This window comes from Wenzhouxiangella sp. XN24 (assembly GCF_011064545.1).
GTDB lineage: Bacteria > Pseudomonadota > Gammaproteobacteria > Steroidobacterales > XN24 > XN24.
Genome location: NZ_JAAMFG010000036.1, coordinates 252505 through 265694 on the forward strand (window position 1 = coordinate 252505; position 13190 = coordinate 265694).

Consider the following 13190-nt stretch of genomic DNA (forward strand, 5'->3'; position numbering starts at 1 on the left):
CAGAGCTTAGTTCACGTCGCGGCATTCGGCCGCAAGCCGGCACGGCTCAGTCCGAAGGTGTCTGTCCCGACCGCTGCACGGCGCGGCGCAGCAAGGCCATCGCGCCCACGATCGCGAGGAGCACGAGACCCAGTATGAGAAAACTGCCGGGTCCCGGGTCGCGGATCGCCTTGAGCATGCGGTCGATGAACAAGGCTGCGCCGAGAATCCCCGGCGCGAGACCGATGATGGTGCCGAGGAGGAAATCCCGCAGGCTGATGTGCGAAGCGCCGGCGATCAGGTTGATGATCGTAAAGGGCGCGACCGGCACGATCCGCACGGTGACGACGGCAAGAATACCGCGCCGCGCGAGCGCGCGACTGAGCCGGTCGAGCCGTGACCCCGCGAGCCGGCGGAGCGTTTCGCGACCAAAAAACCGCCCCAGGGCGTAAGTGACGCCCGCTCCCAGCAGGGAACCCACGGCAGCATAGATCCCGCCGAGCAACGGGCCGAAGACCAGCACGCTGGCGGCGATCATCAGGGTCACGGGCACGACCAGCACGCTGCCGAGCACGAAACCGCCGAGCACCACCGCAGGAGCGGAAGGCATGTCGCGGATACCCGCCACCAGCCCGGCGAGTCGCTCGGGCGCGAGCCAGTCGCCGAGGTCCGTCCATCGCCAGAGCACGGCGAGGCCGACGAAAAACAGCAGGATGGCCGCCACACCGAGGCCGCGTCCGAGCAGCGACGCCGAGGGCTCATAACTGGAGATCAGGGCCACCAGGTGCTTCGGTTCCACCGGCTTTTCCGGATCGAGATACCGGCCCTCGGGAATCCATTCGTCTGCCGCCTCGGGCACCTCGGGCTCCAGCGGCTCGAGCGCGCGTTCCGGAGAGTGAAGGGTATCGATCGTCTCCAGCAGCGAACCGGTGCGCGCCTCGGCAGCGGCCACCGCTGCGGGGGTGGTGCCCTGGTGCTCGGCGAGCAGCCGATGGCGCAGGCCGCGAATGGCGCGCCGGACACGTTCCTCGCCACGCGACTCGATCACGAGGTTGCACTCGGTATCGAAACCCATGGAGCGATTGTTGAGATTGGCCGAACCGATCGTCAGCAGGTCGTCGTCGATGACGAACACCTTGGCGTGCACGTTCACGAAGCTGTCCCCCAGGGCGGCGATGTTGGGGTAGAAACTGCGGTAACGCGAAGGCGGCGCGTGCTCCCGCAGCCGGCGATGCAGGCGGGCGCGCAGCACGCCGACCGTGTACTCCTCGAGCCAGCCGCTCTCGTTGAGCCGGCTGACCATCGCCACCTCGGGCCCGTCCGCTTCACTCAGACGCGCAACCAGTGCGGTGGCGATCGAGTCCGCGCTGAAATACTGGTTCTCGAAGTACAGCTGGCGGCGCGCGGCACCGATCGCATCCAGGTGCAGCGCCTTGATCTCCTGCACGCCCTCGCGTCCGTCGTAGGGCGGCTCGGTCCGCGCGATGCCCACCTCGGCATCATCCAGGTCCACGTGCAGCGCTTCGGGCCACGCATCGGTCCCGCCGCCGTCGGAAGGCGGGGGCGCATGACCCGTCGCACGTCGCCAGCGCTCGCGCGCCAGTTCGCCGAGCGCTGCAGCCGCCGGACCGTCCACGGCCATCTGCAGGTCGTGAAACGGCGGGCAGTTCCCACCCGTGGGATGGCACCGGTGCGGCTCTTCCCGGCGGTGCGCCGAGGTGTCCCAGCGACAGTGCGTAAGATCGAGGCCGCCGACGAAGGCCACGGCATCGTCGATGACGACGACTTTCTGGTGATGGGAGGCGCCGACCGGATGAGCGCCGTCGAGCTCGAAGCGAACCCGTCGATGGGTTTGCCAGCCGAGCTTGAAACGCGGGAGCAGTTCCCGGTCCGTGGCGTACAGCATCGCGAAATCCCAGTCGAGCAGGCGGATGCACAGCGACCGGTGGCGCCGGGCCAGGGCATTGAAGAAATCGCCCAGCTCCTCCGGCAGGCCGTCATCCGCGCCTTCGGGCACGAGCCTGATGCGGCTGTCCAGGTCCCAGCCGAGCACGTAGATGGAATGCCGCGCCTTGCGGGCTGCCGCGCGGACGGCGGCGAAATAGTCCTCGCCGTCGACGAGAAACGCGACACGCGATGCCTTCTCGATGCGCCAGCAGTTTCTGCCCGGCACCAGCAGGCGCCCCGGATCGCGCGCCTCCGTTCCCGTCCCGTCCGCGCGGCCGGCGGCTTCGCCGGAGACGCCGGACTCGCGAGATGACTGTATCTTGTCCGTCATGAACGCCTCAAAGCATAGCGCAGGCGTGGATGTGAACAGGCACGCAGCGTAGCCGGTTGCCAGTCCATTAATATAGTGCGTTTTGCAAAGCCCGGACGACGACACCATGCCTCTGCCCGTTTTTCCTGCGCCCCTCGCCGACGCACGGCGCTGCCTGTACCTGTTCGCCGCCCTGCTGTACGTCTCCGCCATCGAGGCCGCTCCCGGCGTGCCGCCCGAAGCGGGGCGCGACGCGACCATCCCGACGCCGTATGACGTGCTGGGCTTCGAACCGGGCGCAAGGCATCCGCAGCACCACGAAATCGTCGCCTACATGCAGGCGCTGGATGAGGCTTCCGACCGGGTGCGAATCGAGATCACCGGCGAAACCCACGGCGGCCGGCCGCTGCTGCTGGCCTATTTCGCCCGTCCCGAGAGGCTGCAGGACCTGGACACGCTGCGCGCCGGACGTCACGCCGCCAGCCGGGAGGGGCGCGGACCGCTGGTGGCCTGGCTCGGCTATTCGGTCCACGGGAACGAGGCTTCCGGCGCCTCCGCGGCGCTGCTGATGGCCTGGCACCTCGCCTCGTCACAGTCACCCGAAGTGCTTGCGTGGCTGGACGAGATGGTCATCGTGATGGAGCCGGTCATCAATCCCGACGGCCTCGACCGCTTCGCCCACTGGGTCAATGCCCACCGGGGCCGACACCCGTCGGCCGATCCCGCGGATCGCGAGCACCACGAGGCCTGGCCGAACGGGCGCACGAACTATTACTGGTTCGACCTGAATCGCGACCTGATGCCGTTGACGCACCCGGAATCGCGGGCCCGCGTGCGGCACTACCATCTCTGGCGTCCGCACGTGGTGACCGACGTGCACGAGATGGGCACCGGGGCGAGCTATTTCTTCCAGCCGGGAGTGGCGGAACGCAACCACCCGCTCATGCCGCAGGGCAACCAGGAGATGACCGCCAGGTTGGCCGAGGTGCATGGCGAAATCCTCGACGCCGCGGGGCAACCCTATTACACGCGCGAAACCTTCGACGACTATTACATCGGCAAGGGCTCGACCTATCCCGACGTGACGGGGGGCGTGGGCATTCTTTTCGAGCAGGGATCTTCCCGCGGCCATGTCGTGGACACCCCCTGGGGGACGCGCAGTTTCGCCGACGCGATCGCCAACCAGGTGCGCACCTCGATTTCCACGTTGCGCGGCGCCCGGGCCGCGGCGGGCGATCTCGTCGACTACCAGGCGGCATTCTTCCGTGATGCACAGGATCGGGCGCGACGCGATCGCCGCGCCGGCTGGGTGCTGGGTGACGGCGGCGACCCGGTCCGGGCAAACGGATTGCTGGAGCTGCTCCTCGGGCACGACATCGACGTCCGCCCGCTGGACGCCGACCTGGATATCGACGGGGAGCAGTACCGTGCGGGACGCGCCTGGTTCGTACCGGCCGCGCAGGACCACTACCTGTTCTTGCGCGCACTGTTCGACGTCTCGACCGAGATGCCGTCCGAGACCTTCTACGACGTCTCCGCCTGGCCCCTGCAGCATGCATTCAATCTGCCGCTGGCGACGGTGCGTCGCGCGCCGGCCACGGGTGAACCGCTGCAATCCGTCCCGGTCGTCCGGGGCACGGAGATAGAGCAAGCCGCGCGCGCCTGGCTCGTGCCGTGGAACCAGCAGCGGGCGCCCGCGCTTCTCGCGGCCTTGCTCGCAGAAGGCTACCGCGTGCAGGCGGCCACCCTGCCGTTGACGATCGACGTCAGCGGTGCATCGCGGGACCTCGTGCGCGGCAGCCTGATCGTGCATGCCGGCATCCAGCCCGGCGACCGGCCGCCCGTGGGCGCGCGGCTGGCACGGCTTGCAGAGCGCCACAGCGTCGAGGTCCTCGCGGCGCGACGCGGTCTCAGCGAGACCGGGATCGATCTCGGTTCCCCGGCGGCGGTCATGCTCGATGCCCCGCGGATCGCGCTGCTCACCGGGCGCGGCCTGAACGGCTACCACGCAGGCTACATCTGGCACTGGTTCGATACACGCCTGCAGCAGCCACTCACGCAACTCGACTGGCCGCGCGCACTCGACGACCTGTCGCGCTATACGCACGTCATCCTCCCCGACGGGGATTACGACGCCATGCCGGCAGCCCTGGGTGAGACGCTGGTGAACTTCGTCCAGGATGGCGGCCAGCTCGTCGCGCTGCGCTCGGCCGCCCGGTGGGTGGAAACCTTGCCGCTCGAGTGGGGCTTCGTCGGCCAGGATGCCGGACCCGCCGCCGAAGAGACGGCCCAGGCCGGCGCGGAGGGAGACGAGAAGGGAGACGCACCCGGCACGACGATGGAACGGCGCCCGTTCGGCGCCTTCACGGACGATCATGCCCGTGAACAGGTGGGCGGCAGCGTGCTGCGGATCGAGCTGGATCCCACCCATCCCATGGCCTTCGGCTATCGCGACACGGAACTCACGGTGCTACGGCGCGGGAGCCATCGCCTGCGGCCGGTGAGCAACCCTTACGCCCAGCCCGCCACGTACGCCGCCGAACCGCTGGTCGCAGGTTTTCTCTCGGCGAACAACCGGGCGCGTCTAGCCGGGAGTCCCGCAATCGTGGCCTCGCGCATCGGGCGCGGCCTGGTAGTGCGGATGGCCGACGATTATCTCTTTCGTGGTTACTGGTGGGGCACGGAAACGCTGTTCGCCAACGCGCTGTTTTTCGGCGGCCTCGTCGGAGACACCGTTTTGCCTGTCCAGGACTGAGCGGGCACTAAGCCGGCGAACCCGCCTGGTCGGCGGCCGACAGCATGGGGAAATAGTGGCGGTCGGAGCCCAGCATGTGGCGCATGATGACCTCGTAGGCGAGGAACTGGAACAGCTCGGCGACGGGCTGCTCGCCCCGCGATACGGACGCGGCAAGTTCGTTCGCCTTCGTCACGAGCGCGGCATGCTCCTGGCGGTGCTGGGAAAGGCAGGAATAGTCGATGTCGCCGAGCAGCGATTCCTCGTCCGAGAAATGCTGGCGAATATCCCTGATCAGCTGGCGACTGAGCTCGGTCGCATGATCGTCGCCTCTCGAGGAAAGCACTGAGACCAGCAGCTCGTTCGCGGCCCTGACCAGCCCCTCGTGCTGGGCATCGATCAGTGCATGCCCGGAATTGAAGCGGTTCTTCCACACCAGCTTGACGAAGTTTCCGGCCGGGCGGACGTCGCCCTCGAGCGCCGTCGTGAGCGGCGGCGGGTGGCTGACCGCGACCTGGTTACGACCATTCTCTTTCGCTTCATAAAGCGCCTGGTCGCCGCGCCGCATCCAGTCCGCCCAGGACTCCATCGCCACGAACTCCGCAACGCCGAAAGACGCCGTGACCCGATCCACGAGTTCGAAACTGTGTTTCTCGATCCGTTCGCGGATGCGCTCGGCGAGCGCCTGGGCCGCGGTGAGGCCGGTGTTCGGCAGCAGCAGGACGAACTCCTCGCCGCCCCAACGGGTCACGGAGTCGGATCTGCGCACCGAATCGCGCAACAGCCCCGCCAGCTCGACCAGCACCTTGTCGCCCGCATCGTGGCCCAGCGTGTCGTTGATGCACTTGAAGTGGTCGATATCCACCAGCATCATCGTCAGCGGCTGGCACTCGCGCGCGGCGCGATGGATCTCGCTCTCCACGGACTCTTCGAAACGGCGACGGTTCCATGCGCCCGTGAGGCCGTCGGTCAGCGCCAGTTCCTCGAGGTTGCGCAGGGTGCTGACGAGCCGTGCATTTTTCGACTCCGCGCGCGCCAGTGCGCGTTTCGCTTCGTGAGCTTCCTGAGCTTTTGTCGCAGCCTGCAACGCAACGACCCCGATGGCGATCAGCCGTTCGTGGTCATCGAAAACCGGGAAATGGGTCGAAGTGAACAGCACCCGCCGGCCGTCGATGGAGATCTCGACCTCCACGCTGATACTGCGTCGCTGTTGCAGCGCTTCGTCATGTGCCGACCCGAGCACCGCCACGAGGTCCGGAGGCAACACGTCCTCGTCGCTTTGGCCGACGAGTTCATCCGCGGGGCGATCGGCGAAGGCGCTGAAGCCCTCGTTCGCATAGAGGTAACGGCCGTCGAGGTCCTTCAGGGCGACCGCGGCGCCACTGTGGCGGAGAAAACTGGGCAGGATGCCCTCGAGATCGGCGAGATCGAACTCAGGAGAACGCATGGCGTGCGCTCCGGCGATGCGTGGCGCAACAGGCCAGGTGAAGAGGTGCCGGGTTGGGCCGCGACCGGCAAGCCGGATGTCGCATGATCAGCTCCTTCCTAAGTCTTCGATTCCGTGCGCGGGACAGCGATCCTTTAGCTCATTTCGAGCATACGTACAAACCACTACATAACACAGTTCCGGCGGATGTCGCCACCGCCGGGTTCACCGCTCGGCAACGCGCTCGTGCATTCTTGTGTGCGTGCCGCGGGCATCATCTTGGGAGGGATAAATGACTGGCGCATCAGGGTTTTCAACCTGGGATGCGTTCGAGACGTCGTTTCCACAGGCTTTTTCGCGCAGTGCCGCGATGCCTGCAAGGAGCCGCGCGCGTGCTCCGTGGAATTCGCCGAGGCGAGCCTGGGCGACTTCCGCCTGGCCGGCGTCGCACAGCGCCAGCAGTTGGTCCGCCATGGCGTGGACCTGCGTGTGCAAGGCCCCCAGCGCCTGGAATTCGGCGGTCAAACCGAAATCGGCCGTGCCGATGCCGTGGTACCACTGGCCGAACTGACAGGCGCCGTCGCCCGGCACCGAGGCGGTGACACCGCTTTCGATGCAGCGGATGACGTCGGCGGCCCACGTCGTGTGGCTGCGCGTCACTACCTCGAGGAACAGCGCCTCGCGCCCTGGCGCCAGGCCGTCGGACAACGAGCGCCAGGCACCGCGCTCGCGCCAATCCTCCAGCCACTGCGGCAGCTCCTCCGCCGGCATGGGCATGCCGATGCCGTAGCCTTGCGCCAGCGGACAGCCCAGGCGCAACAGCATGGCGCCGTGCTCCATGGTCTCGACGCCCTCCGCGATCACCGGCCGGTTGAACGCCCGGGCCAGCCGCACCACGCTCTCGACGATGCCGAGGTCGTTCGGGTCGTGCAGCATGTCGCGCACGAAGCTCTGGTCGATCTTGAGCAGGTCGACGGGGAGGCGACGCAGATAGGCGAGCGAGCTGTATCCCGTGCCGAAGTCATCGAGCGACACCCTGACGCCGAGGTTGCGGCAGCTGGCGAGCAGGAGGGAGGCCTCCTCCAGGTTGCTCAGCGTCGCGTTTTCGACGATCTCGAGTTCGAGCTGCTCCGGTGCGACCTGGGGATGGCGTGACAGCGCCTGTTCGATGCGCTCTGCGAAATCCGGCACGAGGAGGTGCGTCGGGCTGATATTCACGCTGACCACCTGCGCCATCCCGGCTTCGTTCCAGCGACCGATCTGTTCCAGTGCGCGTTCGACGACCCAGTCGCCCAGGCGGATTTCCAGCTCGGTACCGTCCAGCTGACCGAGGAACGTGCCGGGCGAGAGCACACCGCGCGACGGGTGACGCCAGCGCAACAGGGCTTCCATGCCGACCACGGCGCCGTCTTCCAGGTTCACCTTGGGCTGGTAGTACAACGCGAATTCGCCCTCCTCGAGCGCGCGTTCCAGCCGGTCCAGGCTCTTGCGCCGCGCCATGCTGAGGCGATCCTGGTCGGGGTCGAACACGTGGCACCGGTTCCTGCCGAGGCTCTTCGCCCGGTACATCGCCTGGTCCGCATGACGCAACAGCGTATCGGGCTCCGGGTCGTCGGGCGGGAACATCGTGAGGCCGATGCTGCTCGTCACCGCGAGCTTGCGCCCGGCGATCACGATGGGTTCACCGGCCTTCGCCAACACGCGCTGCAGCACCGCCTCGGCTTCGCGCACGCCCTCGAGATCATTCAGCAACAGCACGAACTCGTCGCCGCCGAGCCGCGCCAGCGTGTCCTCGCCGCGCAATACCGTCTTCAGTCGGGCGGTCAATTCGACCAGCAGCCTGTCGCCGCTGGCATGGCCGAGGCGATCGTTGACCGCCTTGAAGCCGTCCACGTCCAGGTAGCACACCGCCAGGTGCCGCCCGGCGCGGCGGGCATGCGCCACGGCTTTCTGCAACAGTTCCATCAGCAGGCGGCGGTTCGGAGTGCCTGTCAGCGTGTCGTAGTGCGCGATCTGGCGGAGCTCCTGCTCGTGCGCCTTGAGTCGCGTGATGTCGCGGATATGTCCGTGCCAGATGATGCTCTGGTCTTCCTGGGGCACGGGCGCGGCGCTGCCTTCCAGCCAGATCGTGCGCCCGTCGGGCAGGCAGACCCGGTACTGGTCGAACCAGGGCGCCAGCCGGCGCGCGGATTCCAGGATGCGCTCGGCGACGCGGGCCCTGTCCTCCGGGTGCAGCACCTCGAATACGGGTGTCGCGTCTTCCGCCACGGCCTCGGGCGTGAGACCGTAAATCGCGCTCATGCCGGCGCTGGCGTAGGGGAAATGACTGCTGCCATCGGGTCGCAGGCGATACTGGTAGATCACGCCGGGCACATGGGCGGCGATGTTCTGCAAGCGATCGAGAACCTCGAGGCGCTGCTCATCGGCGCGTTTCCGCGCGCTGATGTCCTGGTGGGTGCCCGCGACGAGCAAGGGCTTGCCGTCTTCCGAACGGCTGGCGATGGCGCCACGATCGAGCACCCAGACCCAGTGGCCGGCCTTGTGGCGCATGCGCAGTTCGCACTCGTAGTGGTCCACCTCGCCGCAGAAATGGCGTCCCAGCACGCGGCTCGATCGGGCGAAGTCGTCCGGATGTACGAAACGATTCCAGGTCGTGATCGTGATCGGCTGCAGCTCGGCAAGCGTATAGCCGATCATCTCGGCCCAGCGCTCGTTGATGACCAGCTCGCCTGTCTGGACGTTCCATTCCCACGTACCGACGCGCGTGCCCTTGATGATCGTGTCGAGGCGGCGACGCTGGGACACCAGCTCGTTGCGTTGCCGGGTGCGCTCGGTGATGTCCTGGCCGACGCCGAGCACGCCGATGACACGCCCCGTGGTGTCAAGCACCGGCGTCTGGGTGATCTCCAGGAGTTCCTCGTGACCGTCGTCGGCGAATCGCACCACGGCTTCCATGACCGTCCGGCCCGCGGGCACATCGCGGTCCAGGGTTGCGAGATGCGAGGCGCCGAGCTCGCCCGTGGTTCGGCCGATCACCGCGTGCTCCGGCCAGCCGATCAATTGCTCGAAACGCCGATTGCATCCCAGGTGCACGCCATCGACATCCCGCAGCCAGACCACTTGCGGCAAGGAATTCAGCAGCGTCTGTAACTGCGAGTGCTCCCGCTCCAGCAACCGTGCCGAATGCTCCGTCTCCCGGCGCGCGCTCGCGATCCGCCGATTGGCGACGGCGAGCGCACCCGAGAGCACCAGCACCAGGACGATCGCAACCGCCAGCACGGTGATCTGCAGCCGGAAGGTCGACCAGACATCGCCCAGGCGGATGGATGGTGCCATGTCGAAAGGTGGCAGACCGAGGGCCCGCATGGCACGTTCCACGGGCGCGTAATCCGCCGGCACGGCGAAGCCGTGAATACCCGCCGCCACCGCCGCCGGATCCCCCGGCTCAAGGGCCAGGAGGGCCGCCGTCAGGCGACGCGCCGTCTGCGGGTCCACGTGCGGCAAAGCCACGAAGGGCCACTCGGGATACAGACGCGTAGACACCGCGAAGGGGAATCCCGGGAGGTCCTGGCGAGCAACCACCTGCAAGGCATCGGCCTCCAGTCGCCCCTCGGAGATCATGTGCTCGATGATCCCGGTGCGAATGAAGCCCGCATCCACCTCGCCCTCGAGCACGGCGCGCACGACGTTGTCATGCGGCTGGCCCAGTTCGACGAAATCCAGGCGGCGCGGATCGATTCCCGCTTCCCGCAGCGCCTCCATGGGTGCTGCGTAGCCGCCGAGATAGCGACGCCCGGTGATGGCGACCGTCTTCCCCTGGAGGCTGGCGAGGTCGACGACATCGCTGCGGCCGGCCCGTGCCACGACGACGCCTCCGAGAGCGGCCACCGGAACACCGCTTTCAAGGTTCACGAGCGTCGCGACCGCGCCCGACAGGGCGTTGTGTTCCCGCAAGGTGATGTAGTGGGTCGGATTGGTGAAGAGAAAATCGAGTTCATGGCGCAGCAGCGCAGCCTCGATCTCTCGCTGGTCGAGGACCAGCAGGCGGATGTCGTAACGGGGCAGCGCTTCGCCCAGGTAACGGGCGACCGGCGTCAGGCGTGTCTCGAGCATCGCCTTGTCACGATAGGCGAACACGCCGATGTTGAGCGTCTGGTCCGCGTACGACGTGAACGGGGCAGCCAGGAACCCGATAATCAGCCACGGCAGTATTCTCATGGTTCGAAGCCGGACCGCAGGTACTCGGCGGTAGCCAGTCCATCGAGAGTCTTGGATGCCGGCAGACGTCCGTTGGCAGCCATCCATGCGACGAGCTTTGCAGCGGCCGCCTCCAGGCGCCCCTCGTCCGTATCCAGCAAGGCCTGGTTCCCCGCGAGATCCGGGAGGACGAGGCCGCGGTAGGCGGCGAGCACCCTGTCGCCGGGAAGTTGCAGGCGGGACGCCAGCCGATAGGCCGTATCCTGCGGGCTATGGCGCAAGGCGTACAGGCCGCGGAAATGCGCCTGGATCAAGGCTTCGACCTGCTCCCCTTTTTGTTCCAGCACATCCCGCCGGACCGCCAGCACGTCGAATATCCATTCGGGCATGGCCGTGCTGTCGAACACTTTCTCCGCACCTTCGAGCATGAGCTGGCTGGCGGTCGGCTCGTAGGTCACCAGGCCATCGAGTTCATAGGTATCCCAGGCCGCCCGGTGAGAGCCCTCGATGGGCACCGAGATGATATCGGCCATCGTCAATCCGGCCGCAGCAAGCGCCTGCGAGAGGACGAGCGCCCCCACCGCAGTGGTCTCGACGCCGATCCGCCGACCCCGCAGTTCATCGAGTGTCCGGATGCCGGGCCGCACAAGCACCTTGTCCGCGCCAACCGAAACGTTGAACACGAGGACCACGCTGAGAGGCACGCCCGAGGCGCGCGCCAGGAGCACTTCGTCGAGCGTCAGTGCGGCCGCCTCGATGCGCCCCTCCTGCAATGCCTGGAGGCTTTCGCTCGCGGTACGCGTCTCGACCAGCTCGACCTGGCCGGGAGACAGCCAGCCCTCGTCGCGGGCCAGGAACATGAACTCGTAGCCGGGCCAGACATGACTGCCGACTTTAAGCGGGGGGGCAGGCGTGCATGCGGACAGGGCGGCCAGCATGAATCCGACCACCGTGACGAGATGCAGGTACAAGGGGCGCTTCATCTCCGGCATCCAGGTCGCAATACCTTATGGATAGCGGCCGGGGATGCCGGATTCTTTAGCGATTCGGACGACGCCGGACAGTCACGACAGGGCGATATCTCGGCGTCAGCCTTTAAGGGAGTATTGAGATGGAGTGGCTGTTCAACGCCGAGCAATGGCTGATGGCACCCGCAATACCGCTGTGGCTCGTCATATTCATTGTCATTTTTTGGCCCGAAATACCGAGGAGGCTTCGGCTGGTAAGGCAGGCCAAGCCTGAAGAGAAAAGGAAAGAATACGTTTTTCTTGTTGCGGCGCTGGTGGTTTCCGGCCTGCTTGCCTGGTCGGTTATCACCTATCTCATGATCGCGCTGCGAAGCGGCGTCAATTAGCGCGAGCCACATTTCGCCCGACTCTGAGAAAAGCGAGGATGACCAGGGCGATGACAATCCCGACGACCGGGTAACACAGTCCACGGGACAAGGTGAGGTTGTTCATCATGATGAGACGAATACCTTCTCCCTGCCCAGGGACTGTTCCTCGAGCACACCAATGTCCGCCAGCTGTTTCAGGTAGACCGACGCGGTCTGTCTCTTGGCGAGGTCCCGCTCCACCAGCGATCTTCAGGCAGGTCCAGCGCGACACCTGCTCCACGCCCTGCAGCATGTCCAGAATCCACTCCTCCCAGGCCTCGTCGCGGGTCACCGCCAGGAGCAGCCGGTAGTAGTCAGACTTGCTCTGCACTATGTATCGGCTCAGGCACAGGATGGGCAGCGTCAACAGGTCCTTTTCAACCAGTTAACAGGGGCAGCCCGGACGCGTTCCTGGCCAAGTCCGGCGCAAAGCGCTTCGCATTCGGGCTGTTCGGGAATGCCATGCCATAGTTGAAGGTGCCGAGCTCGATCTCGGACTCGGTCCGCTTGAGGATCACCTTCATCCGGCGGCGGTTGGCGGCCGTATCGGGAAGCGTGGTGTACTCGCGGCACCGGCCAGGGGCGATGCAACTCAGGGGCTGGCACCAAGCTCGACATGGCACCGTGGCCGGAACACATAGCTCTTGCCTTTAGGGTTGCCTAAGTGCCTGATCTGCGTCCAGCGGGCTCGGCGTCGTCAGTGTTTCTCGCTTCATCGCCCTGGGCGCCGGCGAGGTCGGTTACGCCGCATAACACCGAACCCACCTTGTGTGATATGTCAAAACCAATGGGCAGTGAAATCAGACATGTAGAAGCAACCGGACGATGTGATTCGGTAGTTTTATTGCAATACAACGCTGCGTTTAGTCCATCGACTTTGAGTTATGCAGAAGGGTAGGTTGACGCGCGTCACGTGACGCATTACGCTCCGGTCGATGATAAAGACTTTCGCAGATCGGCATACTCAGGAGCTGTATGTCACTGGAAAGTCGAAGCGCTTTCCGGCCGACATCGCCAAACGAGCTGCACGCAAACTCGAGTACGTTGATCTGGCAACGCAGCTCGATGACTTGAAGGTTCCGCCCGGCAACCGACTTCACGCACTTGAAGGAAACAGGAAAGGGCAGCACTCCATTTCGATCAACGATCAGTGGCGAGTCTGCTTCCGGTTTGCGGACGGAGACGCGTATGACGTTGAGATCTGTGACTACCACTGAGACGG

Annotated in this window: 9 protein-coding genes; 3 read left to right on the forward strand and 6 right to left on the reverse strand. The window is 66.1% G+C overall.

The window, feature by feature from the left end; translation table 11 throughout:
- Positions 1-46: 46 nt before the first annotated feature.
- On the reverse strand, positions 47-2257 hold the full coding sequence (locus G6032_RS13255) for a VTT domain-containing protein (protein ID WP_165282629.1): 2211 nt from the start codon (positions 2255-2257) through the stop codon (positions 47-49).
- Between the two features lie 106 nt (positions 2258-2363).
- On the opposite strand from G6032_RS13255, the gene G6032_RS13260 reads away from it, so the two are divergent.
- Complete coding sequence (locus G6032_RS13260) at positions 2364-4991, forward strand: M14 family zinc carboxypeptidase (RefSeq protein WP_165282630.1); 2628 nt, start codon at positions 2364-2366, stop codon at positions 4989-4991.
- A gap of 7 nt (positions 4992-4998) precedes the next feature.
- Here G6032_RS13260 and G6032_RS13265 read toward each other — a convergent pair whose 3' ends face one another.
- The 3 genes from G6032_RS13265 to G6032_RS13275 form a co-directional block, all read right to left on the reverse strand.
- The gene (locus G6032_RS13265; protein ID WP_165282631.1) at positions 4999-6417 is read right to left on the reverse strand and encodes a diguanylate cyclase; all 1419 of its coding nucleotides are present in this window, start codon (positions 6415-6417) and stop codon (positions 4999-5001) included.
- A 204-nt stretch (positions 6418-6621) separates the two neighbouring features.
- Positions 6622-10614, reverse strand: coding sequence for an EAL domain-containing protein (locus G6032_RS13270; RefSeq protein ID WP_165282632.1), 3993 nt, complete (start codon positions 10612-10614; stop codon positions 6622-6624).
- Positions 10611-11576: an ABC transporter substrate-binding protein gene (locus G6032_RS13275; RefSeq protein WP_165282633.1), complete on the reverse strand. Its 966-nt coding sequence runs from the start codon at positions 11574-11576 to the stop codon at positions 10611-10613. Before G6032_RS13275 ends, G6032_RS13270 begins: the two co-directional genes overlap by 4 nt.
- Before the next feature lie 128 nt (positions 11577-11704).
- Here G6032_RS13275 and G6032_RS13280 point away from each other — a divergent pair, with 128 nt between their 5' ends.
- On the forward strand, positions 11705-11947 hold the full coding sequence (locus tag G6032_RS13280) for a hypothetical protein (protein ID WP_165282634.1): 243 nt from the start codon (positions 11705-11707) through the stop codon (positions 11945-11947).
- Here G6032_RS13280 and G6032_RS15505 read toward each other — a convergent pair.
- Entirely contained in the window at positions 11940-12335 is a 396-nt protein-coding gene (locus G6032_RS15505; RefSeq protein ID WP_206211984.1) for a hypothetical protein, read from the reverse strand. The genes G6032_RS13280 and G6032_RS15505 overlap by 8 nt on opposite strands.
- 10 nt (positions 12336-12345) lie before the next feature.
- Positions 12346-12591: a DUF3596 domain-containing protein gene (locus tag G6032_RS13290; protein WP_165282635.1), complete on the reverse strand. Its 246-nt coding sequence runs from the start codon at positions 12589-12591 to the stop codon at positions 12346-12348.
- Between the two features lie 312 nt (positions 12592-12903).
- Between G6032_RS13290 and G6032_RS13295 the strand changes: the two genes are divergently transcribed.
- A complete protein-coding gene (locus G6032_RS13295) occupies positions 12904-13185 on the forward strand; it encodes a type II toxin-antitoxin system RelE/ParE family toxin (protein WP_165282636.1) in 282 nt (93 codons plus the stop codon).
- Positions 13186-13190: the final 5 nt, after the last annotated feature.

What these genes read in the sequence shown, in the direction of transcription:
- G6032_RS13270 (WP_165282632.1), bottom strand. Translation starts at nt 10,614, where the DNA reads ATGAGAATACTGCCGTGGCTGATTATCGGGTTCCTGGCTGCCCCGTTC.
- G6032_RS13280 (WP_165282634.1), top strand. Translation starts at nt 11,705, where the DNA reads ATGGAGTGGCTGTTCAACGCCGAGCAATGGCTGATGGCACCCGCAATA.
- G6032_RS13295 (WP_165282636.1), top strand. Translation starts at nt 12,904, where the DNA reads ATGATAAAGACTTTCGCAGATCGGCATACTCAGGAGCTGTATGTCACT.
- G6032_RS13265 (WP_165282631.1), bottom strand. Translation starts at nt 6,417, where the DNA reads ATGCGTTCTCCTGAGTTCGATCTCGCCGATCTCGAGGGCATCCTGCCC.
- G6032_RS13275 (WP_165282633.1), bottom strand. Translation starts at nt 11,576, where the DNA reads ATGAAGCGCCCCTTGTACCTGCATCTCGTCACGGTGGTCGGATTCATG.
- G6032_RS13255 (WP_165282629.1), bottom strand. Translation starts at nt 2,257, where the DNA reads ATGACGGACAAGATACAGTCATCTCGCGAGTCCGGCGTCTCCGGCGAA.
- G6032_RS13260 (WP_165282630.1), top strand. Translation starts at nt 2,364, where the DNA reads ATGCCTCTGCCCGTTTTTCCTGCGCCCCTCGCCGACGCACGGCGCTGC.